Genomic DNA, 23,848 nt, shown 5'->3' on the forward strand with positions numbered 1-23,848 from the left:
ATCAGCCACATACGCTCAACCTGGAAGCGCGGCTACTATACACGATTCTGGAGCGTGACTCAGCTCTTCTCATGTTCACCGGCCCGATAGGCCTCCTGAAGCAGTTGCGCGACATGCTTCACCTGGACGGAATCGTCCACCCCATTCTTGAGCTGAATCATGCAGGCCGGACAGCTGGTGGCGACGACGTTCGCGCCGGTCTTTGTGATCGCACGTGTTTTCCGCTCAAAGATCTTCTGCGAGGTGTTATAGTCCTTGACGAGATAGGTCCCTGCCCCACCGGCGCAGCGGTCGGCATCCGGCATCTCTATAAAATTCACGCCGGGCAACGCCGACAACACCTGCCGTGGCTCCTTGGTCACCCCTGCCGCACGAAGATGGCAGGATGAATGGTAGGTCACACGTTGGGTGACGCCAGAACTCTTCGCCATGGGTGGATGCTGCGACGACCGAGCAACAAACTCTGAAATGTGGATGACCTTCTTGGCCAACTCTTCCGCTTGGAGCCGCTCAGGTCCGTCGGCAAAGAGCATGGGGTAATCTTTCAACATGAGGGTGCAGGAGGCGCACCCAGTCACGATACTGTCGTAGGAAGCAAACGACCGAAGGTTGAATTGCGCCCCATCGCGCGCAAGGTCGACATGGCCATAGGTTTGTACCGGCGTCCCTGAACAACGTTGTGGCGGGAGTGCAGGCTCGACTCCGTGCTTCTTCAAGACTTCGATGACGGCATCGCCCACTCCATCGTCGAAATAATTGGCCGCACAGCCGTGGAAATAGGCCACGGATCGAGTCGGAGAAGAGTCCGCTCCATCGGGAATCAAATGGGCATATCGCTCCCGCAACTGCCGTGGTGCCAATTTCGGCAACACAAGATCGTGCGGCAATCGTGCCGTCGGAGCCAGGCCCTTCATGATCGGCGTCGTCATCCGTTCCAACAGTCGTCTGACGACGGGCCGGTCCCAGAGATGCTGCGTGGCGCCCAGAAACCGCAAAACAGATTCAAAAACGGCGCCCTTCGCCTGAAGCGTAAAGATCCAGCCGGCCAGTCTGTTGGGGTGCTCCGCACGCTTCCGAAGAATCAGATCTGACACGTCTACTCCGGCCGGACAGATCGTGCGACAGGATTTACAGTTCAGACAGGCTTCCACAACGCGTTTGGAATTCAGATAACTGTAGTCCTTTGAAGTGACAATTTCGAACCAGCCGCGTGAGCTCATGTCTTCCGATTGAAAGACATCGTACACGGGACAGACCGCATTGCACTTGGCACAGGTCGCGCAAGACTTGGAGAGTCTCGTGTAATCAATGTGGTCGGTAAAGGAGGCGTTGCTCAGCTTAATGCCAGGATTCAGAACATTCCCCGGATCAAATACCCGTTTGACCTGAACAAAGAGGTCGTATAACTCCTCACCGAACATGGTTTTTACGAATTCCGCACGAATTCGACCATCGCCGTGCTCGCCGCAAATCGATCCACCGAACCGATTCAGCACGGTCGAATGAACCTCTCGATAGGCCTGCACCATTTTGTCGAAATCACCGCGATCGTTCACATCCAACAACGGCACGATGTGCGCATTGCCGTTGCCGATATGGCCGAAGATGGCCACCGGTACGTTTTGTCCTTCAAAAAATTCTTCTAAATAGCGGATCAAATCGCTGATGCGTTGAGCCGGAACGACCACATCATCGACGAAGTTGATCGGCTTCTTTTTTGGATCAAACCGATAGAGGGTTGGATAGAGGGCCTTCCGCGCTTTCCAGAGCTGCTCCCGCCGTTCCGCATCGAACGCCAACGTCGGGGCCGAGGCCAACCGATACGGACGGCAGATCACACCCAGGGCCTCGGCCTGCGCATGTAGACCAACCGCTCCTGAGTCGGCATCCAACTCAAGCAACAGTGTAGCCGCCGCATCCTGCGGAATGCCGTGTTGACCACGCCCGATCAAATTGAGCGTATTGGCATCCATGATTTCCAAGGCACTCGGTTGCAACGTCAGCAATTGCGGCACCGCCTCGCCGACTTCTTCAAGACTCCGGAAATGAATGAGCGCGGTCAACGTCGCAGCGGGCTTCTCAGCCAATGTGAGCGTCGCCTCACTCACGACTCCCAGTGTCCCTTCGCTCCCGACAAAGAGCTTCGGTAGGTCGAACAAGCCTTGGGCAAGCCCATCAGCAAGGCCAAACAGATTGTACCCGGAACTATTTTTACTGACCGTCGGCCGTTTTGCCGCGATAAGTTCAGCATGGGCTTGTGTCAGCACCAGCACGTCACGTAATGCCGGCACCATGGTCAGCACCCGTTCAAGAACGGGATCATCGAGTCCATACGCTCGTGCCTCGATCCATGTCGACGAGGTGAGACACAGACGGAGACTCCGCACATTGTCTTTGACGGATCCATATCGAAGGGTATGAGGTCCTGAGGAATTATTTGCAATCATGCCACCGAGCTTGCACATGTCGCCACTCGAGGGATCGGGACCGAACAGCAACCCCTGGGAGCTGAGTTGTTTGTTCAACTCCACCAGCACGATGCCCGGCTGGACCCTGGCCCAACGCTCCTCTCGATTGACTTCCAGAATGCGATTTAGACGTGAGACGTCGAGAATGATTCCTGAGCCGATCGCGGACCCTGTCAGATTCGTGCCGGCCGCACGAGGAGTGAGCGGAATCCCTCGTGACACGGCATACCTGATTGTCGCGGCCATGTCGTCTTCCGACTCCACAAGAACGACAGCCTTCGGCGGAATCCGATAGATGCTGGCATCCACCGCGTACGCCGTAATGGTCGGCACATCATCTTTGACTTTCGATGAGCCCAGAAGAGCGCGAAGATCGTTGGCGATGGCACGGGAATTGGTCGGCTGAATCAGGATGGAAGATGGCATGAGAACAACCCCATTCTAAACGGCGGGTCCGGAAAGGACAAGGCTGTTGTCGATTCAGAACGTAATCTCCTACAATGTGGGGGAAGACCAGCGAACATGGATCGACCGGCACTCTACATCACGCGTCTCCTCCCTCCACCGGTGCTCGAGGCGATTCCGCAGCAGTACCGATTGCTCACCAGCCCTTCGGATGATCCACCGACCGTCACGGAACTTCGGCAAGGATTTGCGGAAGCTGACGCCGTCATCTGCACACTGAGCGATCGCATCGACGCATCGCTCTTGTCCCACGCAACTCGACTGAAGATCATCGCCAACTATGCCGTGGGGTACAACAACATTGATGTGGTGGCCGCCGCACAGCGGGGCATCGTTGTCAGCAATACACCGGATGTATTGACGGAAGCGACGGCCGACCTGACCTGGGCCCTTCTTCTCGCCGTGGCGCGACGAGTGGCAGAAGGAGATCGCTGGGTTCGAACAGGCACGTGGCCGGGCTGGAGACCGACACAGATGCTCGGAGGTGAGGTCTCAGGCAAGACACTCGGGATCATCGGGATGGGACGCATCGGACAGGCCGTGGCTCGACGCGCGGTGGGATTTGGCATGCCCGTCATCTATGCTGGACGCCATGCCGTCGTGTCCCCACCCGGCGCCGCATGGACACAGCGATCTCTTCCCGAGGTGCTTTCAGAGTCCGACTTCCTCTCACTCCACGTCCCGCTCACTGATGCGACATACCATCTCATCGGCCGACAGCAATTGACCGCCATGAAACCGACTTCGTTCCTTCTTAATACTTCAAGAGGCCCGGTCATCGACGAAACCGCATTGGTCGCGGCACTCGAAGCCCGAACTATCGCAGGCGCTGGGCTGGACGTCTACGAGCAGGAACCGGTGGTCTCATCGAGGTTATTGACTCTTCCGAATGTGGTCCTGCTTCCACACCTGGGATCCGCCACCCTGGAGACTCGCGTTCGGATGGGACTGGTGTGCGTGAAAAATGTTGCTGCCGTCTTGGATGGGAGAACGGCGCCGAATCAAGTGCGCTAAGAAGAGGAGAACCACCACAAGAGTAGTTACGAAGCGTAGCGAAAACCGATATCCCCCCCTTGTTGTTTTCCCTTGAGTGCTGCCAAGCGCTGTGGAACATCGTGAAACGACGGAATCGCTTGAAAAGCACGCGCCGCCTTCTCCCACTGTTCTTGGGCTTCATAGAGAAGTCCCAACTGATACCGAATAGCTTGCCCTTTTGCTCCTTGACAGCGAGGATCGGCTAAGACGGCTTCGAGTCCCACTATCGCCTTGCTGAGCTGTTGTTCGTCCTTCAGGCAAATGGCTGTCATCAAGGCCGAATCGAGATAGAAGGGATCACTACCCATGGAGATACGGAATGCGCTCTGAGCTTCGTCGTACAACCCCATATTCTTATAGGCCACTCCCAATGCATAGTACGTCTCGTAGTCTGGCGGTGGCTCAGCTGGTTCCTTCGCCATGCCCTGCTGCATGGTGGCGGGAATGGCCGAAGTCCGTGCGCTACTTGACGATCGATCACTCGCAGACAGAGGCAAAGGAGGGACCGATGGCTGTGTCTCCTGGACCATCACGGGGGGAGCGACAATCGGAGCAGAGAAGGTCTGTTCTTCCTGCGGATCTGTATCCATGCCTGGTGCCGCACTGAGTACCGATGACTCGTCGTCCCTTGTAAAGATGTTGGCAGAACTCGAGACGGCATCCGGTTCAGCCCCTACGATCACAACCTCTTGTGTTTCTTGCTCTACCGGCTCTCTCTTTACGACAGCTGCTTGCTGATCGATAGACGCCTCTTCGATCCGAACGTCTTCCTGTTCCCCAGGAATTGTTCCCGTGGCCCCCTTCTTCACTCGTTCGGCCAATCGATTCACGAAGTCGGCATCGGTCGACAGGGTTTTCACCTTCTCAAAGAGTTCCTCGTGGAGGCTTTCCATCCCGGGCTCTGGATGAGCTAAGAGGACTTCGACCGCCTTGGCGTATTGAAAGGCAGCCTCTGCGTGGTTGCCTTTTTCTTCGTACAGTTCGCCATTCAGTTCCAACAACGGGACGGAGTTCGGCTCTACGACCAACACTTCCTGAATCAGTGATTCCGCAAGATCCAGATCGCGGGCCCGCAACGCCGCGCCGGCCAAAAAGCGATATTCTCCGACCGCGACTTGTACATCTCCCCGTTGTAGATGCAACCGAGCCAGGAGTTGGCAGACTTGCGGGTTGCCAGGTTCTCGCGTCAACAGCTGGTTCAGAATGGCTTCTGCGCCGTTGTACTGCTTTTCCGTAATGCGCCGAACCGCTTCGGCCAGTAGATCAACCGGCTCCGTGGGTTTCTGAGTCGGTGTGAATTTCAGGGTGGATGCAGAAGCGGTCGGTTTGACGGTTTTGGCTGATCCGTTTCCACCCTGCTTGAGGCTTTCGACAAATTGCGCTGCTTCGCTGTTCTGTGGATCAATTTTCAGGACGGCCAGATAAGCATCCTTCGCCTCATCATATCGTCCTTGCGCTGACTTTTCTCGACCCAACTGGAGATAGACCTTCGTCGCTTCATCCTGCTGATTCTCCTGAACACACAGTTCGGCGACGCGTTGCTGCGCGTTGAGGTTCGATGGGTCGTGCGTGATGATCTTTTTGTAAACTTCGAGGGCGTCCTTCCCACGGCGCTCTTTGAGGTAATACTTCCCGAGGGTGAGATAATCCTGCACGGCACTGCTGGTGAGGCCTCGTTCTACATTCAAATCCCCAAGATGACGGTAGACCTCATAACGTGTCGGATCACACTTGAGCACCTTCTTGAATGCCGCGATGGCCTTGAGGGTTGCTCCTTCCGCACGAAAGGCAGAAGCCGCCTGCAGATAGGCTGCAGCTGCATCGGCCGGCACATTCCGCTTTAAGTGCAAATCACCGATCGTATTGTGGATACTGCCGTCGGACGGATTGTCGTTAGCGAGTTTTTTCCACTCCGCGATCGCAGCCTCATACTGCCCTCGAGACGACAGCAGCTGAGCCTGTTGAAGGATACGGCCTCGATCCGGTGGCACAAACATGCCCTCCATATACGGAACAGCCAAACGCTAACAGCCCCAATGGGTTTTGTCTAGAAATTGAGGGAATTAGACAGGAATCTTGCTGTGGCAGAAGAGACGACTCCCCTTGTCTACGACCAGGAGAGCCAGTCCTTCTGCCCAACAAGGCGCACGAAGAAATGACTACGAAGCAGCAATGGCTGCCTTCAGCACATTGGCCGCTTGTGGGCCCTTGGCTCCTTGCACGATATCAAATTCAACGTTTTCACCCTCTTTGAGTGTCTTGAATCCATCTCCTTGTAATGCAGAGTAGTGAACGAACACATCGTCCCCATTATCCAACCGAATAAACCCAAACCCTTTTCGATCATTGAACCACTTCACCGTACCTTTTGTCTTCACGGACTCCTCCTTTTGTCAACAACGACGAATAGTTACGTAGCGCCTCCACCCATATTTTGCTCGATGAGAGCTGAAGAAGTAGGACGAACATGCACTCGGCTGGGAGATAGGGACGGGCACCTGAAGGAGTGATGAATCGCTCACAGAACCCATACATCTCTAGTAGGATCAAATTCGCGCTGCATGTAACATAGGGCGTATGCTCTGTCAAGAAAATCTTTCCTGACAAGATTTTCTCCTGTGTTTACAAGGGAGATAGACTCTCCTATAGTGTCTTCAATTTCTCCGTCTTTAGAAACTCTGTGATCTTACGCACGCTACTTGATCGTTACATCTTCACCGAGCTTCTTTCTCCGTTCGGGCTCAGCCTCGGCGCCCTTTGTTTTGTCATGCTGACCAGAGAACTCTTGCGTCTCGTCGAGCTCTTGGTTTCCAAAGGAGTCGGGATCTGGGCCGTACTCAAAGTGATTGCCATGCTGCTTCCCTCCGGACTCGTCCTCACGCTTCCCATTGCTGGGCTCATCGCCTCGGTGACCGCCTTTGGCCGGTTGTCCTTCGATAAAGAACTGATCGCCATGCGAGCGGCCGGCCTCAGCCTCGTGCGTTTGTCGCAACCCGTGGTCTTGTTTTCTGTCTGCGTCTTTACCTTGACGTTGATCTTGTCTCAGTGGGGACAGCCCTGGAGTTCACTCAATCTCAAGAAGGTGGCGCTCAATCTGTTGAAAGATCAACTCGCGCTGGCCCTCGAACGCGGGACCTTCAACGAACCGATCCCCAATATGATGATCTATGTTCCAGAAGGTGAACAGGGACGCCCGGCGCCCGGCATCTTCATCTCGGATGAACGTCTCCCCAATGAGCCACGTGTCATTGTGGCGGAACACTATCGTATCTTTATGGATGCTGAACATGACCACGTCGCACTGCAATTGGAGAACGGCATGATTCATAGCCGTCCGCCTCAGATCGATCAGTCTCAACAGATTGCCTTTTCCAGCTACGACATCAAGATCAATCTGAACCTCAGCAGTTACGCGGCGACTGAGGAACGCCCCTCGTACGACCAAATCATGGCACGCCTCGCTGAAACCGACGGCAAAGATGCCGGCGCACTCCGGCGCATGATGGAATACTATCGAGACTTGGCCTTCCCCACGGCCTCCTTTGTCTTTTGCCTCCTTGGCGTCCCGGTTGGGATCGTGTCGAAACGATCCGGTCGTATCGGTGGCTTCGCTGTCGGTGTCGGTATCATCATCGCATTCTACATCCTGAACGTTGGATGCGATTTTCTGGTGACAGCCCTCATCCTTCATCCGTTCTGGGGGGCGTGGCTGCCCAACGTGATCTTTATGATTGTCACCCTCATGATGTTCTACCGGGTAAGCAGGCAGTAGCACGATGACGATTCTGTTCCGGTATATCCTGCGCGAGTATGCGAAAATTTTCGGTATGTGTTTTTCTGGTTTGGTGACGATCTATGTGGTCATCGATTTTTTTGAGAAAGTCCGCCGATTTCTTCGCTATGAATCCGGCATCCTGCCGATTCTGTTGTACTTCACACTGAAGATTCCCTCGATTTCTTTCCAGGTCGCCCCTTTTGCCGTGCTCGTCGCCACCCTGCTGACGCTTGGTCTGCTCTCCCGCAGCAATGAAATCACGGCCCTGCGAAGCTGTGGAGTGAGCCTGCTCTGGATGTCTTCTCCTTTTCTCCTCTTCGCCGGCAGCATGTCAGTGGTCCTTCTCAGTTTCAGCTCAACGATTATCCCGCTCGCCTCCGAAAAGGCCGAAGAGGTTCGTGCCATCCAGATCGAACAGAAACCGGCACCCGTCACCATTAAAGCCGTTCAACCATGGGCTCGCATCAGTACCAACAGCCTCATGAAGGTAGCGGAAATCGATGCCGCGGGCAAAACCTTGCGCGGGATACGCATTTTTTACTTTCGCCCGCCCTTCCAGCTCGACCGAATTACAGAGGCTGAGGAAGCTCGCTATGCGACTGACGGTTGGGTGCTTCGGAATGGGCATCACCGCCAATTTCACTCGAGCGAGAATGTCGAGCTTGCTCGGTTCTCGGAACAGCCCATCAATATTCCGTTGATTCCCGACGATTTCACGAGTTCACTCGTAGGAAACTCAGAAACGATGACCTTCCGGGACATTCACAACTACCTAGAACGGTTTCGCCATGAAGGATTCACCTTTTCCCGGTTGCTCACAGACTACCACGATCGTATGGCGCTGCCCTTGGTCACAGTCGTGATGGTCCTCATCGGCATTGCGCTGAGTCTGCGGCGAAGCGGTGTCCGTGGCGGGAATATGACGGTGGGAATCGGACAAGCCTTCATTGTGGGATTTTGCTATTGGACCACGCATTCCGTTGCCATTGCGCTAGGACGAGGAGGAGCTCTGGCACCCATCGTAGCCGGCTGGATGGCGAATGCCCTGTTCCTGAGCTTCGGTCTGTATTTGTTGCTAAAAGTTCGCCATTAGACATCCGTTTCTTAGTTGACTGTCCACCGGTCTTCCGGTAAGAAAGGCGCCGTGGCGCCACCATAAGGAGGAAGAAGCATGGCCTCACGTGTTGTGATCACAGGTCTTGGGGTGATATCTCCGATCGGAATTGGCGTCAGCGAATTCTGGAAGTCGGCTCTGACTGGTCGATCGGGAGTGACCGCCATTCCGTCCTTAGGGTGGGTCCCCATGTCGGACTACCGTTCTCGGGTCGCCGGCCAGGTCCACAATTTCTCACCGGAGCAATACCTGACCACCACCCAAGCCAGTCGTGTCGATCGTTATGCGCAGTTTGCGTTAGTCGCAGCCAAGGAAGCAGTGGCCGACGCCGACCTCAATATGGCGAAGGAACGCCCTCACCGCGTTGGCGTCATCGTCGGAGCGGGTATGGGCGGGATGGTCATGGGCGAGCGTGAGATTACGCAGCTCTTTAAAACCCAACGCCCCCATCGCGTGCATCCCAATTTTATTCCCACCATTACCCTCAATTCCGCCTCAGGGATTGTCGCCATGGCGCATGGCGCAAAAGGCCCTAACCTCACGATCTCGACGGCCTGCTCGTCCAGTGCTCATGCTCTCGGCCAAGCACTCCACTGCATCCGCACCGGTCAGGCCGATGTCGTCATTGCCGCTGGTGCCGATGCCAGTATTACCCCGCTGGTCTTTGCGGGATTCTGCTCGCTGCGCGCGCTGTCCAGTGAATTCAACGATGCCCCTGAACGCGCGTCACGACCTTTCGACCGACGTCGAGATGGTTTCGTCATGGGTGAGGGAGCAGCCGCATTAATCGTGGAATCCTTGGCGCATGCCAAGAAACGGAAGGCCAGAATCTATGCCGAGATCGTTGGATATGCGGCAACGAGTGAAGCCTACCATATGGTGATTCCTCAGGAGGATGGGCAGGAGATCAGCATGACGATGAAGATCGGGCTGGAGTCAGCCGGGATCGGCTCCGATCAGGTGGACTACATCAATGCCCATGCGACATCGACGACGATCGGAGATGCCGTTGAGACAAAGGCCATCCGAAACCTGTTCAAGAGTCGTGCAGATAAGATCGCCATCAATGCCACAAAATCGCTCGTCGGCCATACCCTCGGCGCAGCCGGCGCCATCGGGGCCGTAGCCACAACGCTCGCAATCCATACCGGGCAGATTCACCCGACAGCCAACTATGAGGACCCTGACCCGGACTGTGAGCTGGACGGCATTCGCCGCACCATTCAAGAACGAAAGATTCGGTATGCCCTCCTCAATGCGTTCGGTTTCGGCAGCAACAATGCCACCGTGGTCTTTAAGAAGTTTGTGGCGTGAGTAATGATTGATTGATCGTGAGGCACCTCCTCGTAGGCGTCGCTGCGAAGGGCCTCATTCCACTTGTGAAGGAGTATTCATAATGACTGAACGGATCGACCCCGCGATCACTGAAAAAATCGTGCATGCCTTGGCTACTTACCTGAAGCGGGATCCCGCATCGATCACGGAGAGCCACCACCTTCGAGATGATCTGGGACTCGACTCAGTCGCGGTTATTGAGTTGCTGTTCGAAATCGAAGAACGATTCAAACTTCAAATTCCGGATCAGGATCTTCCTGGACTCAGTACCGTTGGATCAGTTGCCGCCTATGTCCAAAGACGGTTGGCTGAACCGCCATCCACTCCCCAATCGGAAGCACCAATACCAGCAGCAAAGCCCGCCAAAGCAGCTCCGAAGAAACCGGTCTCGAAAAAGACAAGTTCTACAAAAGCCACCTCGAAAAAACCGTCGTCGGCAAAATCCGTCTCGGCGAAGCCCAAACCTCTCGCCGCGAAGAAACCCAAGGTGGCATTGAGCTCAAAGACGAAGAAGAAGGGGACAACACGATGAGTAGGCCTCAACTCCCCACACCACTCACGCTCGCCCAAATCCATGAAGTCGTTGGAGGGACCGTTCACGGCGACCTCCAGACACAAGTCTCGGCGCTCACAAGTCTCAGCCAAGCGAACTCCTGCGCCTTGTCCTTCGTGACCAATGACAAGATGGCCAAAGCCGCGGCGAACGTGCAGGTTGCAGCTCTTCTGATCCATCGCCATCAACCGGATCTCCCTATTCCTCAAATCGTGGTCGACAATCCCATGTTGGCATTTGCGCGGGTTGCACAGAAGTTTTTCGTGCAGACCCCGCCGCCCAGAGGCATTGCCGAACAGGTCATGCAAGGAGCTGATGTACGAATAGGAGCTGACCCATCTATCTGGCCGTTTGTGACACTGGGCGACCGCGTGACGATTGGCAATCGCGTGACCCTCTATCCGGGGGTCTTTGTCGGGGCAGACTCAACGATTGGGGATGATTGTGTGCTCTTTCCCAATGTCGTGGTCCGCGAAGGTTGTTCTCTTGGCGCTCGTGTGATCGTCCACAGCGGCACAGTCATCGGAGCCGATGGGTTCGGCTATATCCAGCATCAAGGCCGACACCACAAAATTCCTCAACTCGGCGGCGTCGTCATTGAGGACGATGTAGAGTTAGGAGCGAATGTCACGATCGACCGTGCCACATTCGGCCATACTCTGGTGAAGCAGGGAACCAAAGTCGATAATCTGGTCCAAATCGCCCACAACGTTACGGTAGGGGAGCACTGCATTCTTGTCGCACAAGTGGGGATCGCTGGGAGCACGATTATCGGCCGGCATGTCATGATCGGCGGACAAGCCGGACTCGCCGATCATCTTACGATTGGTGATCAAGTGATGATTGCGGCCAAATCCGGCGTCAATCGCAGCATTGAATCAAACCAAGTCGTCGGTGGGATACCCGCGATGCCACGTGACAAGGCCTTAAGAATTCAGGGTGGGATCTCTCAGCTTCCAGAGACACGAGAGACCGTCCGTAACCTCGAACAGCGGGTCGCGGCCCTGGAACGCCAAGCGCACACGGCATCACGACGAACGTCTGGATCAAAGAATCGTCGTACGTGACGATTCACCTCGCATCACTTTGCGACGGTAATAACTCTCCGCCAAAGGAACATCTTGGCCCAATAGAACCCCGCCCATGGCATGAGCAGGGCGGGAATCATGTGCACGCGTCCGTATGAGAAAGCGGCAATCGCACTTCCTACAAGCAGCAAAATGCCCAAGCTATAGGCTAACGGAATCAGTTGGCGCCCTGCATGTTCAATCTCCGGTGCCGAGGGCTGTTTCTTCAGTTTCCCCTTCTGTCTGTTCAAACCGTCCCGCATCCGTGCAGCTAGAACCTCGGGGAACTCTCGAAGAAGATACCGCTGGTACAGCGTTTGTGCCGCCCCCAAGCCTATGCCTGAAAGGAATAAGCCTGAACTCTGATAAAACGTATCCCACGTGTAACTCTCACTTCCGAGCAACTGGTAGCCCAACCCGCCAACGCTCCCGACTAAGCAAACCAGGCCGAGAAAGCCTGATGGAAACAGAATGTACGTCTTCACATACTCAAGCGCCTGTTGCGTCGTTTGCTGCGGATGGTGAACGGTAATAAGTTTTGGCACGCAATTCCCCTTCTCGTTCATGAATTAATCCGTCATGGTGTGAGCATTATAACGATCTCGCACTTCCCAGAAAAGTGGCGACCAGGCTCCTCACTCAGCGGACATATTCTCGTGGCTTCCTTCGTTTTTCTCAGACACAGCCGCGCAATTGCGCTATGTCATGGACATTCTTCATCTTTTGTCCGATTCCCCGTCTGAGTCAGGTTTACAGGCCTACATCTGTCCGAATACCGCGTTGACAGTCAAGTCAGACATGGAGGCTTTCCCCTGCTGTGCCACGGGAAGGATCGTAAGAGAACTATGCTCGAAAAGGAAAGGGATTGGCGAACGTGACGGACGAGCTGATTGCGACTTGATTAAGAATGACGCTTTTCGGTTTCAACGGCTTCTTGAAGAGTTGATACGATCGCATCAAGACTCTCAAGTAGGGCTGTAAAATGATCAGAAACCTCTGTCGCAGTCGTAGACAGAGGTGGCCTGGACAGGCTCACTTCTTCCTGAACCTGTCCAGCAACAGGCGACTTGAGCGTCTCCACGACCGTAATCAACGGAGTGAGGCTCAGATCCAGCTCACGAGGTTGAACACCCGCTCCTCGATCTAGCTCATTCACTCTCACGACTGGACGAAGGGGATAGCGGCTATTAATTTTCACCACGACTCCGACATCCCCAGTGGTAAGCCGAACGGTAGTTCCAACCGGATACACCGACAACTGTTCAACCAGCGCTTTAAGAATCTCTCGTGGGAAGGTGGCCCGTTCAGCGACAAGCAGTTCCTTCATGGCTTCATGCGGAAACAGCCTGGGACGATACGGACGCTCACTCACTAAGGCATCAAACACATCGACAAGTCCGCAGATTTGGGCCATCTCGTCAATCTGTCTTCCCTTGAGGCCTTGGGGATATCCCTGTCCGTTCCATCGCTCATGCGCCTGACGTGTCACTTGTGCCAACCATTGAAAGGCAGGATCACATGCGAGGATGATTTCGTACCCACGCTCCGGGTGCTGTTCGATCAGAGTCCGCTCCTCTGGCGTGAGTCGCCCCCTTTTGTTCAGCAGCGAAGCGGGCACAGAAAATAACCCAATATCATGAACAAGCCCGGCAAGTGCCAAGCGATGCAGGTCTTCTCCATAGTACCCCAATCCAATCCCAACTCGTGTACCCAAGATGGCGACATTCAGGAGGTTGGTCAGGAGTGGCGAACCCGGTGGCCCAGACAACGCTTCAACCACAAGTTCATCCGTCTTGTGCAGCGACGCCACCACGTCTGATGCAAGCACTTCAAGGCTTCGGATCGAAACCATATGCCGTCCTTGCACAGCGACCGCTGCTTCATCCAAGGTTTGAATCGCTCTCTCATACCATGCTGTCACGACGACACTCCTGCACCGAGAACAACTCGCTTGTGCTGGTCACTCGTACGCGTGCCTGACCACTGCCTACTGCGTCCGCAGATAACGCAATGCCCAACGTCCATGCTTAATCAGAAGACACCTGGCCGAGAGTTTTAACCTGGTCAGGGGAATACCACACCTTGGATGGCTAACCGTTCGACTCGCCCACTCTCTACCCACGCTTCAACGGCTTTCACACACTGGGCCAGACGCAACAGAACAGCCTCGATGCTCCGCGATGAGATCGCAACACGTTGTTGCAATACAATCCCAAGAAAACTATGCAGACCCATAAAGAATGTCACGGCTTGTGACGCATTCACCTGCTGAGCAGCCGACCACACCTGTGCGACGCGCTCCACGGCCATCAGCAGGTCACCTGAAGATACGGCAGCTGAGGTAGCACCCGATATGAGCGAACGGAGCACCCCTGCCAGATGACGCTCCTGCTGTTGAACAAGGGTGAGGAAGACTTGATCTCCCTCGGCCGACCGATCAAGAAATTCCTGAATTGACGAGACCTGGTAGTGTTCCATGCCACGCTGGATGAGGGCCTCGGCTTGAGCCACAATCGTCTGAATAAGATTTCTCGACACCGATTGTGATGAGCTGACTTTCATCTGAAGCCCCTGGAGCAGGGTCACCAGCTCTTTGGTCGGAACTGTCGGTGAAAGATTCTGTTCAGTCGTCTGTGGGGGCACCGCCTCGAACGCCACTCCTGTCGCACGAGTCAGGGCTCCGTGGATATGCCCGAGTTGCTTACATAGTGCGACAAAGTCGTTGACAGAAATTCTGGTGGAAGGATCTTGCAGGACTTCAATAAGCGGAAGGGCGGAAAAACTTGCACGTTCGACATCAGCAAGATGGACGGTCGCTGCTGACCCCCCAAGATTGGTAATCCCAACCTTGATCGTCTGAGCCAGCAGACGATGCCGGTCGGATTCCGGTGCCTGTTGGAGTTCATCCAGTGCCACATGAATCTGCTGAAGCCATTCATGAGCCTCTTGCACAAAGAGTTCAACCAGCTCTTTCTGGAACCCATCTTCCGCTTCAACAGGCATGAGTGTCGGTCCTTCACTACCGCTCGAGCCACATGAGGGCTCCGGTTATCCGCCTTACGGCTGTCCTTTTCTGCTTCCTAGCTGAGACGCTAATCCTGCGATCTCACCCAGTTTTCTCACCATTTCCTCAAATCGTTTCGTCGCACTTTCAGCAGATTGCTCTGCCTCCACTGCCCGTTGTGTCAATCCCTCATTGCGTTCACGTTCAGAGGCAAGAAGTCCCTCCAGCGCCTGGATTCTGGCAGCCGTTGTTTCCAATTCGTGTATTCGTTCCGCTGTTTCAGTCCTGCTCTTCCGTTCGGTCAAGAGCTCGGCCTGGAGGGATGCACGTGCATGTTGAAGCTCCAAGATCTGCTGCTGATCATTCGCCAACCGCGCTTCTGTCTCTTTCACTTTTGCCGAAATACCTTCCAAATCGGCAAGTTGTTGGACGAGTTGTTCGGCAGCCGCCCGTTCAGTGTCCAAGGATGATTCCAATTCTTCCACCCGGCCGGAGAGTGTCTGCGCATTCACCATGGCCTGTTTCAGTGAGTTGACAACGTCCTGTTCAGACTTGACCGCAGCTTCCAGCTCAGGAATTCTCGCAATTTGCTGCTCAAGCATGGTCAGCTTCTGCTGCAGGCTGCTGACTCGCTGACGTTCCATCGTCAGCTGAGACTCATTTTCCTTGGCTCGCGCAAGTTGTGTTGTAAGGTCTGCTACCCGCTTCGTTAGCTCTTCCGAACGCGTACGTTCTACCTGTAGCTGACGTTCAAACTCATTAATCTGACCCGTCTCCTGAGGCCCACTCTGGAGGGAATCTCCCAAGGCAGGAAGAATATTTTCCGGTGCTGCTTCTTGAGCAGAATGAGGAGAACTAGGAGCAGGATGTGACGCCTCTTGTTGTTTCGCAAGAAGCTCGAAGACTCGATCTTTAAGCGAGGTACCTTGGAAGGGTTTCTTCAAAACCCCATTGGCTCGACAGGACTCCGCCTGCCTGGTTACTTCGTCATTCACGATACCTGAAATCAGAAGCACAGGCGTCGTTGCAAGCGCAGGCTGTCCACGGACAAATGCACATACTTCATACCCGCTCTTATCCGGCATGATGACATCTGACACCACCACGTCGGGCCGTTCCTTCGCAAGATAGGCTAAGGCCTCTTCTCCGTTTGCAGCAAGCATGACACTAAAGCCAGCTTCCGCTAACAGGCGTTCCGCCACTTTTCGCACTGCAATGCTGTCATCCGCGATTAAGATCTTCGGCATGCTTGCACCTTTCCTTCGTCCAACCACCGACGGGCATGATCACGAGCCCATCCCCAATCTGGACACCGAAAGAATCGGAATCTCATCAAGGCCATTGGCATAACTTCCCTCGGCTGGCAAATCCGTGCCGCGATACGTCTGAATCATCGAGTGGTCAATAGTGTGTAGAACTGGAATCGCTTCGTCGATACACAGCGCCATGTCGCCCAAGGGATGTTTCACTCTCAAACACAATGGGTGGCTCCCCTGTACCGCACATTGAAGCAGTGCAGCCAGATCAAAAACCGGTAGTACCGCATGATCAAGACGAACAACTGCCGTGAAAAAAGGGGTTTGCCCTGACACCGGAATCGGCTGAGTCCATCCTGAAATCTCCGTCACGTCCAAAGTCTTCACTGCTAACTGTCTTCCTCCTACCCAAAACACCACCACATGCCATGAATGAGAGGCTCCGTGGTGCTGAGACTTTCCACCTGTTCTCAGCATCTCTGGCTCTTGCTCTCCACAGCTCCCTGCACAGCAGCAAGAGGCATCATTCCGCCTCGATCAGTTCTCGAGGTGACTCCCTGGATCTGGTCTTCGAGTACCCAGGTAATATTCAGAACGAGTGCCACACTGCGGACGAACGGGATCATGCCAAGGTACCATCGTTGTTCTGGCCCACGGAACTGAGCAGGCAGAGGCAGAATATGGGATCGCTGGATCTCGAGCATGCCATGAACCTTCTCAACTCGCACACTCCCGTGACGCCCATCCTTGGCAAGAAGCACCGTGCTTGTACCATCCCCGATTCCCTCGCTCGGCAGATTGAGTCGCATGGTGAGATTGACGACGTTATAGACCCTTCCTGATACAACTGGATCGCGAAAGGGGCTTACTTCTTCATTGGTCAGGACACCTTGAATCGATTCGGCATCGAACGCCAGATATCGTCCGCCAATTGTTGTGATAAGAAAACGTCGTGACGAAGTGGGGCTGGATGTCAAATTCTCCTTCTTCGTCAGAACACTCATACCAATGTCCTTCCGTTCATTTTCTGCAAGAAACCCTATTTCGTCAATCAATACAAAGCTTTCCGCAATGCTACTTGCGAAGAACTGAAGTTCGCCCAACCCATCGTTCAATCTCTTGCAGCAAAACCCGTTCTTCCACAGGCTTCGTAATGTAGGCCGTTGCCCCAATGTTAATCGCCATGTGGTGGTGTTTCTCACCAGCCCTGGTCGTCATGACCAATACAGGCGTGTCCTTAGTATCTGGTCGGCTTCTGAGTGCCTGAACAACCTCGAATCCATTGAGTTTCGGCATCTCGAGATCCGTAATGATCAGCGAGTATCGCGCGGTGGCGGCTTTTCGGAAACCATCCTCTCCATCAACCGCTGTGTCAACCTGATAGCCTGCCGACTCCAACATCTTGCCCACGAACTTGCGGATACTCAATGAGTCATCCACCAACAGCAACCGGACATCGTGTGTCCCCTCCACCGTCGACTCGAGTGATGGAACATCCTGAGCATGACGGTCCTTGCGCGAGGATGTCATCATCGCAACCGAGATCTTGGCCTCTTGTGAGAACAAGCGCGATGGGTCAATCACAAGAACGATGCGTCCCTCTGGATCGATCGTGGCACCTCCGAAAACCGACCGCTCGAACGGTTTCAGTTTTCCGAGCGATTTGATCACGATTTCTTGTCGGCCCAATAGCTCATCGACCGCTAGCCCAATAGAACCGGTGGCCATTCTAACAATGACGATGGGCATCGTTTCATCTATCAGAGCTTGTTCGCGATGCAACAGATGGCGCAATGAATGAACCGGGATCGTCTGGTCCTCAACCTGCAAGAACGTCTGATGAGTCTGCTGTTGCAGGGAGGACACTGTTGGAATAGTTACTTCCACGATGCCTGCCAACGGAATTGCATATCGTTCGGTACCTGCACGTACCAATAAAGCCGTCGCAATGAGCAGAGTGAGCGGGATATGGAGCGTAAATTTCGTTCCAGCTCCAGGCTCCGACTCCACATCGATATGCCCATTCATGCTTGTAATAGCCTGTTTGACAACGTCAAGCCCGACCCCCCGACCAGCTTGATCTCCTACTTGCTCGGCAGTGGAGAACCCTGGAAGAAAAATCAGCTGCAGCGCTTGCGTATCCGACATCGAAGCCATGTGATCAGATTGAACCAATCCCATCTTGACGGCTTTTGCGCGTATTTTCTTCAAGTCCATACCTGCCCCGTCATCCTCAACTTCAATGATGACGGAGTTACCTCGATGACTCGCGTGCAAATAGATGGTCCCGACGGCTGGTTTCCCCTTTGCAATTCGTTCGACAGATGGTTCGATACCGTGATAAACGGCATTTCGGACGAGGTGCACAAGAGGATCGACCAAGCGCTCCACAACACCGGTATCGACCTCAGTCTGTTCACCGGAGGTTACAAGGGAGACATCTTTATTCAAGGCATGTGCCGTCTCACGAATCGTTCGACGAAATCTTGTAAAAGGGGTGCCTATGGGGACCATCCGGGCACGGGCAATTTCGTCTCTCATCAACAGCGTCAGCTGTTGCAGCTGGCTCATGTCATCATGCGCACTGCGGATGGATCCATCAAGCTGCAGCATCGACTCGCTGATGTCATCCGTGATCTCTCCGATGCGCCGAGCCAGGATGTTGAAGTCATCGTACTTGTCCAGCTCGAGGTTCCCGAAATCTCCAAGCCCACTCATTCCCTGAATGGCGGGTTCTAAATGGTGACTTGGTGTTTCCTGATAAGTAAACATATGCTTGTCCGCGAATGTCTGGATGGAATCTCCTAACCGAGCTTTGAACACCAAGACTTGCTGAGACAGTTGCTCCAACACCCGCAACCGTTGCTCGAGCCGACCACGTCCGATGACCAGCTCGCCTACGAGATTCATGAGCCGCTCTAATCGAGCATGGCTGACACGGATGACATCACGGCTCTCGACTATGCCACTGGCTCCACGGTCTTGCCTCTGTGGCTCACTCGTTACGGCAATCTGGTTCTTTGACGCACTCGGCACCTGATCTGATGACCTTAAGGTGACGGCGTCGATGCTGGGACTCTGTGCGAGGTATTTCAACTCAGATTGGACTGCTTCGAATCGTTGTTTCGTGAGAACCGCGGAACCCAGATCCCCTTGTATGAGGGCTCGAACCGCATCAACGGAACGCAACATCACATCCGTATGCCCAGGCAACACAATGAGCCGCTCATCACGCACAGCCCCCATGAAATCTTCAACGTAATGGATGAGATCACCAATCGCTCTGAATCCCACAGTATAGGCTGAACCTTTCAGCGTATGGGCGGTGCGAAACAGCTGATTGATAAGTTCTCGGTTGTGAGGATCTTTCTCAAGCCTCAAGAGGTCGGCTTCTAGCGTTTCCAGATACTCTTGCGCCTCAGGCACAAAATACGACTGAACGTCAGCCTCCAGGTTTGGAAACAAATACCTATCAGGCCTCTCACCCTGGGAAGGCACATCGGAGATCTCTGTCCCACTTAGAACGGGTACTCTTTTGGTTGCCACACGTGGCTGCTGAGCCGTGGTACGGTTATCTTGCCTCCCACTCATGTGCGTCAGAACGTGCATAAGGTGAGGAACGCTGTGTTGTAGTGATTCACGCTGTGCGGGATCGCGATGCAGAATGCGTCGGATCATGCCAGATGCCTTGGACATCGCATCAAGCAAATCGTCAGTGAGTGAAAGATGTTGCTCGCGAATCGCCATCAGGCATTCTTCCATCGGATGCGCGACATCCCCAATGATCTGGAACGCCACGGTGTAGGCCGACCCCTTGAGCGTGTGCGTGGCTCGGAAAAGCTTATCGATCGCCTCACGATCATCCTTATTCCGTCGGAGAGCCTTGATCAGATCATCAATGGCAGTAAGGTATCCATCGGCCTCCGGTTGAAAATAGGCCAGTACTTCATTGTCAAGTTCAGGAACGAGATACTCCATACCGAGAGGAGATCCCTCCTGATGAGCATCACCCGGCTCATGGTGTGAGGCGAGACAGCGTTCAACCAGACGCTCATCCTCATTCTCACCTTGACTAATGGATCGAACAAGAGACTGAATAGTTTGAGTCAGCGTTCGCATATAGCCCACAATCTGTGGCCATTGCTCAGGAAGGAAGCCGGGAGCCTGCTCAAGTAAGGTTTCTAAACGTTCAGCCAACCGTGCGACTCCCTTGTAACCATACAGAGCCGCCGCTCCACGAATACGATGGGCAACTATGAACTGTACGCTTAATGGCTGTGGCGCGGGAATACTATCAGCGGATGAGCGTAACGCCTCAGTTAAGACGGCCATCCCATCCAATGCTTCCATGACGAAAATGTCGATGAGATTTTTCCGGTCAAAGTCAGAACTCATTCTTGCCTTTTATCCCGATGTCATGCTTGTCCGTGACTTCAATAAGGTGCCGCTCCCACACCATCCCTGACGGGTTCTGTCCTCCCCGGTAATCTCGTCCTAAACGTATTGAAAAACTCAGGGGCTCGGGTTCCGTTGGCGACGAAACTGCCAAGAGTCGGCGCGACGTGGGTACCCGAAACCTTGAGGAAGCGACGCATCTGTACAAAGCTCTCTCTCTGAGAGCCTCTCTACACGCGATCCTGCCAGCCAGACCTGACATGCTCCTGGCCTCATGTTTGATTATCGTGTGGCGAAGAAATCGGTGGGCTTGCCCCAGTGCTGTACCGGCCCCTGCAGGAGAATCACTCATGAATCACGCGAGTTAGGCCAGTTTAAATTGCGAGACCGATGTCGTGAGGCCTTCGGCTAACTTTGCCAACTCTTCAACCGTGACTCGGGCTGAATCTGTGGCTTTCTGTGTCGCAACTGCACCCCCTGTAAAATCTTTAATGGATCGCCCCACCTGATCGGTTGAGGACGTTTGATTGGACGCCGCTGACGCGATACTCTGTGCAAGCTCTGAGGAACGCTGGGCGATTGCGGAAATGTCCTTGAACACGTCACCAGTTCGCAGCGCCGAAGCCGATCCAGCTTCAACCGCCTGTGTTTCATGTTCCATGGCCACGACGGCATGCTGCGTCTCGCCCTGAATCACCTTCACCAGATCGGCGATTTCACGCGTCGCGTGCGTCGAGCTCTCAGCAAGCTTTCGAACTTGATCGGCCACAACGCCAAAGCGAGCACCGGCCTCACCAGCACCGGCAGCCTCGATCGCCGCATTCAACGCAAGAAGGTTGGTCTGGTTCGCAATATCACGGATTGTTGAAACGATTTGCGAAATTTCCAAGGAACGATCACCCAGCGCTTTCACCTGCTTGGACATCCGTTGGACTGCCGCTCGAATGCGCTGCATATCCTGCACCGTTTCTTGTACCGCGACCCGCCCTTCCTCTGTTGCTTTCAACACCTGACGGGCTGATTCGGATGACGCGCCGGCCGTTTCCGCAACCTGCCTCATTGATACAGCCAGCTGCTCGACCGCACCAAGCGTCTTCATCGATTCGTCAGCTTGATGCCTGGCGGTACTGGCCATTTGGCCGGCATTCTCACGCAACGCACCGGCAGATCGATTGACTCGCTCTGCTGATTCTCTCACCTGCTTCATCAACTGTGCGAATCGTTGGATCATGAGATTGAAACCATCGGCCAGGTTCCCGAACATATCGGCGGTCACCTCACCGCGTTTCGTCAGGTCCCCCTTTCCCACATCAGACACCAACACAAGAAATTGCACGAGACGTTTCTGCATAGCGTCTCGCTCCTCTTCAGTCGAGACCAAGACGGTGATTCGATCCAACATCGTATTGAACGCTCTAGCCATATGCCCCACCTCGTCCTCGCTCTGCAGTCTGGCTCTGGCTTGTAGATTCCCCGCAGCGGCCTGCGTCGCGACATCTGCGACGTGAACGATACTGTTGACAATACTACGAGCAAGGAAATATCCAATCGCCAAGGCAAGAGCCAAGGCCAACGCTGCTCCGCCCAGCATGATTTGGGTCAGAGCGTTGGCTTTTTGCTGCCCGCTTTCGTTCATCTCCTTCGCAAAGTCTCGAATAAGTTGAGCCAACCATTGGAATCGCCAGATCGCTCGGCCATGCCACATCGTGGTCTCTTCGGACAAGACGGTATAACCAAGGTCTCGCATCGATTGTCGTTGTTCAGCAGAAAGCGATGGGTCAAAACTATCATTGAAGGCGCCGACGGCGCTCTCCGCCGACCTGAAATACTCTTTGAGAGTGAACAGCAGGACGTCCACGTCTTGTCCGTCACGGCGACCATCATCGGTTTCATGAGTCGCAAACGGTCGGTAGGTTTCAAGCGGAACCAGGACTCGTTTTTTTAATTCAGCAAGCGGAATAATAGCTTCATCAAAGGCATCCTTCTGTGTTTGGCTCGCCACACTCATAAGGGCACTGTGATAGAGACTGAGGTTACTACTACTGACCGCGGTGTTGGAGATCCCGACGGTTGACTCATCGTAGATGGACTGCAGTTGGATCTTGAGCTGATGCAGCCCCATTAACCCGAGGAACCCGACTGTCAACATGGCGGTGATGATGACGGCAAAGCCGACCAGCAGTTTAGTCCTGGTTCTTAAATTCCTAAACCAACCTTGTACGGACCAATTCGAGACACGACCAAGCTTCACCATGACACTCCTCCTTACCGTCCGAAACAAGGCAGGCAATGATTAGGATTCACCTCGTGTTTCATCTCCCCGCCGTCTTCAGTACTTTCCGTTACCTACTCCCCCTCGACCATGGCTAATAGTCGGGATACCTCGAATAGTCCGGTCAACCTGGCATCAGTTTTGAAAAAAGACGAAATCAATGAAGCACCCCGAGTCCTATGATGAGCTGATGGAGCTACCAGATCATCAGCATGGATGGTGCGAATCTCCGGCACATTGTCGATCACCACACCGACCTGCTGAAGACCATGCCAAACAACAAGGGCATAGTGGTACGTATCAGCAAGCGGCAATCCAAGAAATACTCGCACATCGGCGAGCGGGACGATGACACCACGAAGGTTGGCAACGCCCACCACATGATCCGGCATGCCAGGCACCGGTGTTACCGAGGCAAGTTTGAAGACTTCACGGACTTGCCGAAGGTCAATCGCAAACCGTTCATCACCCAATGTAATTACGCAGACTTTCCAATAACTGGAGGTCTTACGTTGTTCGGGCTCCCCATCTGAAAGAAGGACAGGAAACTCCTGCAGTGAGTTCATCGTGATTCACTCCACGACATCGCAACATTCACCCTAGTGCGACTTTGACTGCCTGGAGAAGATCTTCTGACTTAAATGGTTTCACCACATGTCCGTTGGCCCCCTGTTGCTGTCCCCAAAATTTATCGCTCTCCTGTCCCTTCGACGTGCACAGGACGATAGGAACGTTCTTGAATCGCTCGTCGCCTTTGAGGTCCCGGCAGACCTGAAATCCGTTCCGACCTGGCATGACGACATCCAACACAATAAGATCGGGTTTCTCAGAGGCAATTTTTTCTTCCAACCCGTCTGCCGTTGCAAACGATAGGACCGTATGGTGAGCTGTCTTCAGATACGATTCGATCAGTTGTAACTCTGCATAGGAGTCATCGACGACCACGATTTTACTCATCGGCACTGTCCTCCCCTTTTCTCGATAGTCGGCACACTTCTGATGAACCGGCATGCCGACGCGCATCACCGCGACTTCGCCTCAACGTTCGGCGGTCGTCAGCCCGTGCCTATCATGCGAAACCACGTTTTCTATCAGCCCGCACACCAATC

The 23,848-nt window shown here is 54.2% G+C and carries 19 protein-coding genes; 6 read left to right on the forward strand and 13 right to left on the reverse strand.

Going from position 1 to position 23,848, the window contains the following annotated elements; genetic code table 11:
• Nucleotides 1-59 precede the first annotated feature (59 nt).
• Nucleotides 60-2,894 carry an FAD-binding and (Fe-S)-binding domain-containing protein gene (locus tag ACYX34_RS00710; RefSeq protein WP_462074629.1) on the reverse strand — a complete coding sequence of 945 codons (2,835 nt, stop codon included), beginning with the start codon at nucleotides 2,892-2,894 and terminating at the stop codon, nucleotides 60-62.
• Nucleotides 2,895-2,990: 96 nt separating this feature from the next.
• Here ACYX34_RS00710 and ACYX34_RS00715 point away from each other — a divergent pair, with 96 nt between their 5' ends.
• A complete protein-coding gene (locus tag ACYX34_RS00715; RefSeq protein WP_462074630.1) occupies nucleotides 2,991-3,947 on the forward strand; it encodes a 2-hydroxyacid dehydrogenase in 957 nt (318 codons plus the stop codon).
• A 26-nt stretch (nucleotides 3,948-3,973) separates the two neighbouring features.
• On the opposite strand, the gene ACYX34_RS00720 is transcribed toward ACYX34_RS00715, so the two are convergent.
• Together ACYX34_RS00720 and ACYX34_RS00725 are read right to left on the reverse strand one after the other, a co-directional pair.
• On the reverse strand, nucleotides 3,974-5,965 hold the full coding sequence (locus tag ACYX34_RS00720; protein WP_462074631.1) for a tetratricopeptide repeat protein: 1,992 nt from the start codon (nucleotides 5,963-5,965) through the stop codon (nucleotides 3,974-3,976).
• Nucleotides 5,966-6,127: 162 nt separating this feature from the next.
• Complete coding sequence (locus tag ACYX34_RS00725; RefSeq protein WP_462074632.1) at nucleotides 6,128-6,346, reverse strand: cold shock domain-containing protein; 219 nt, start codon at nucleotides 6,344-6,346, stop codon at nucleotides 6,128-6,130.
• A 302-nt stretch (nucleotides 6,347-6,648) separates the two neighbouring features.
• Here ACYX34_RS00725 and ACYX34_RS00730 point away from each other — a divergent pair, with 302 nt between their 5' ends.
• The 5 genes from ACYX34_RS00730 to lpxD all read left to right on the forward strand — a co-directional run bounded on the left by ACYX34_RS00730 (nucleotide 6,649) and on the right by lpxD (nucleotide 11,812).
• Nucleotides 6,649-7,740 carry an LptF/LptG family permease gene (locus tag ACYX34_RS00730; RefSeq protein WP_462074633.1) on the forward strand — a complete coding sequence of 364 codons (1,092 nt, stop codon included), beginning with the start codon at nucleotides 6,649-6,651 and terminating at the stop codon, nucleotides 7,738-7,740.
• 4 nt (nucleotides 7,741-7,744) lie between these two features.
• Nucleotides 7,745-8,836 (forward strand): LPS export ABC transporter permease LptG, encoded by a 1,092-nt coding sequence (gene lptG, locus ACYX34_RS00735; RefSeq protein ID WP_462074634.1) that lies wholly within the window; start codon nucleotides 7,745-7,747, stop codon nucleotides 8,834-8,836.
• Nucleotides 8,837-8,914: 78 nt separating this feature from the next.
• Nucleotides 8,915-10,171 (forward strand): beta-ketoacyl-ACP synthase II, encoded by a 1,257-nt coding sequence (gene fabF, locus ACYX34_RS00740; protein ID WP_462074635.1) that lies wholly within the window; start codon nucleotides 8,915-8,917, stop codon nucleotides 10,169-10,171.
• A gap of 82 nt (nucleotides 10,172-10,253) precedes the next feature.
• Nucleotides 10,254-10,724 carry an acyl carrier protein gene (locus tag ACYX34_RS00745; protein WP_462074636.1) on the forward strand — a complete coding sequence of 157 codons (471 nt, stop codon included), beginning with the start codon at nucleotides 10,254-10,256 and terminating at the stop codon, nucleotides 10,722-10,724.
• Nucleotides 10,721-11,812, forward strand: a complete 1,092-nt coding sequence (lpxD, locus tag ACYX34_RS00750; protein ID WP_462074637.1) for a UDP-3-O-(3-hydroxymyristoyl)glucosamine N-acyltransferase — start codon at nucleotides 10,721-10,723, stop codon at nucleotides 11,810-11,812. The genes ACYX34_RS00745 and lpxD overlap by 4 nt, the downstream gene beginning before the upstream one ends.
• A 14-nt stretch (nucleotides 11,813-11,826) precedes the next feature.
• Here the strand turns inward: lpxD and ACYX34_RS00755 are convergent, their stop codons facing one another.
• The 10 genes from ACYX34_RS00755 to ACYX34_RS00800 form a co-directional block, all read right to left on the reverse strand.
• Complete coding sequence (locus tag ACYX34_RS00755; protein WP_462074638.1) at nucleotides 11,827-12,357, reverse strand: hypothetical protein; 531 nt, start codon at nucleotides 12,355-12,357, stop codon at nucleotides 11,827-11,829.
• 356 nt (nucleotides 12,358-12,713) lie between these two features.
• On the reverse strand, nucleotides 12,714-13,733 hold the full coding sequence (locus ACYX34_RS00760; protein WP_462074639.1) for an HD domain-containing phosphohydrolase: 1,020 nt from the start codon (nucleotides 13,731-13,733) through the stop codon (nucleotides 12,714-12,716).
• 143 nt (nucleotides 13,734-13,876) lie between these two features.
• Entirely contained in the window at nucleotides 13,877-14,815 is a 939-nt protein-coding gene (locus tag ACYX34_RS00765; RefSeq protein ID WP_462074640.1) for a hypothetical protein, read from the reverse strand.
• Nucleotides 14,816-14,869: 54 nt separating this feature from the next.
• On the reverse strand, nucleotides 14,870-16,063 hold the full coding sequence (locus ACYX34_RS00770; RefSeq protein WP_462074641.1) for a response regulator: 1,194 nt from the start codon (nucleotides 16,061-16,063) through the stop codon (nucleotides 14,870-14,872).
• A 39-nt stretch (nucleotides 16,064-16,102) separates the two neighbouring features.
• Nucleotides 16,103-16,549 carry a chemotaxis protein CheW gene (locus ACYX34_RS00775; protein WP_462074642.1) on the reverse strand — a complete coding sequence of 149 codons (447 nt, stop codon included), beginning with the start codon at nucleotides 16,547-16,549 and terminating at the stop codon, nucleotides 16,103-16,105.
• Complete coding sequence (locus tag ACYX34_RS00780) at nucleotides 16,543-17,076, reverse strand: chemotaxis protein CheW (RefSeq protein ID WP_462074643.1); 534 nt, start codon at nucleotides 17,074-17,076, stop codon at nucleotides 16,543-16,545. Before ACYX34_RS00780 ends, ACYX34_RS00775 begins: the two co-directional genes overlap by 7 nt.
• Before the next feature lie 70 nt (nucleotides 17,077-17,146).
• Nucleotides 17,147-20,467, reverse strand: a complete 3,321-nt coding sequence (locus ACYX34_RS00785) for a hybrid sensor histidine kinase/response regulator (protein WP_462074644.1) — start codon at nucleotides 20,465-20,467, stop codon at nucleotides 17,147-17,149.
• Between the two features lie 364 nt (nucleotides 20,468-20,831).
• Nucleotides 20,832-22,721, reverse strand: a complete 1,890-nt coding sequence (locus ACYX34_RS00790) for a HAMP domain-containing methyl-accepting chemotaxis protein (protein WP_462074645.1) — start codon at nucleotides 22,719-22,721, stop codon at nucleotides 20,832-20,834.
• A 92-nt stretch (nucleotides 22,722-22,813) separates the two neighbouring features.
• Nucleotides 22,814-23,305 (reverse strand): chemotaxis protein CheW, encoded by a 492-nt coding sequence (locus ACYX34_RS00795; RefSeq protein WP_462074646.1) that lies wholly within the window; start codon nucleotides 23,303-23,305, stop codon nucleotides 22,814-22,816.
• Between the two features lie 28 nt (nucleotides 23,306-23,333).
• Nucleotides 23,334-23,762: a response regulator transcription factor gene (locus tag ACYX34_RS00800; protein WP_462074660.1), complete on the reverse strand. Its 429-nt coding sequence runs from the start codon at nucleotides 23,760-23,762 to the stop codon at nucleotides 23,334-23,336.
• Nucleotides 23,763-23,848 lie beyond the last annotated feature (86 nt).

The organism is Nitrospira sp. CMX1 (genome assembly GCF_054902215.1).

Bases quoted from the DNA above. Each gene is read 5' to 3' on its own strand.
- ACYX34_RS00710 (WP_462074629.1), bottom strand. From the start codon at position 2,894: ATGCCATCTTCCATCCTGATTCAGCCGACCAATTCCCGTGCCATCGCC.
- ACYX34_RS00715 (WP_462074630.1), top strand. From the start codon at position 2,991: ATGGATCGACCGGCACTCTACATCACGCGTCTCCTCCCTCCACCGGTG.
- ACYX34_RS00720 (WP_462074631.1), bottom strand. From the start codon at position 5,965: ATGTTTGTGCCACCGGATCGAGGCCGTATCCTTCAACAGGCTCAGCTG.
- lptG (WP_462074634.1), top strand. From the start codon at position 7,745: ATGACGATTCTGTTCCGGTATATCCTGCGCGAGTATGCGAAAATTTTC.
- fabF (WP_462074635.1), top strand. From the start codon at position 8,915: ATGGCCTCACGTGTTGTGATCACAGGTCTTGGGGTGATATCTCCGATC.
- ACYX34_RS00745 (WP_462074636.1), top strand. From the start codon at position 10,254: ATGACTGAACGGATCGACCCCGCGATCACTGAAAAAATCGTGCATGCC.
- lpxD (WP_462074637.1), top strand. From the start codon at position 10,721: ATGAGTAGGCCTCAACTCCCCACACCACTCACGCTCGCCCAAATCCAT.
- ACYX34_RS00765 (WP_462074640.1), bottom strand. From the start codon at position 14,815: ATGCCTGTTGAAGCGGAAGATGGGTTCCAGAAAGAGCTGGTTGAACTC.
- ACYX34_RS00770 (WP_462074641.1), bottom strand. From the start codon at position 16,063: ATGCCGAAGATCTTAATCGCGGATGACAGCATTGCAGTGCGAAAAGTG.
- ACYX34_RS00775 (WP_462074642.1), bottom strand. From the start codon at position 16,549: ATGCTGAGAACAGGTGGAAAGTCTCAGCACCACGGAGCCTCTCATTCA.
- ACYX34_RS00780 (WP_462074643.1), bottom strand. From the start codon at position 17,076: ATGAGTGTTCTGACGAAGAAGGAGAATTTGACATCCAGCCCCACTTCG.
- ACYX34_RS00785 (WP_462074644.1), bottom strand. From the start codon at position 20,467: ATGAGTTCTGACTTTGACCGGAAAAATCTCATCGACATTTTCGTCATG.
- ACYX34_RS00790 (WP_462074645.1), bottom strand. From the start codon at position 22,721: ATGGTGAAGCTTGGTCGTGTCTCGAATTGGTCCGTACAAGGTTGGTTT.
- ACYX34_RS00795 (WP_462074646.1), bottom strand. From the start codon at position 23,305: ATGAACTCACTGCAGGAGTTTCCTGTCCTTCTTTCAGATGGGGAGCCC.
- ACYX34_RS00800 (WP_462074660.1), bottom strand. From the start codon at position 23,762: ATGCGCGTCGGCATGCCGGTTCATCAGAAGTGTGCCGACTATCGAGAA.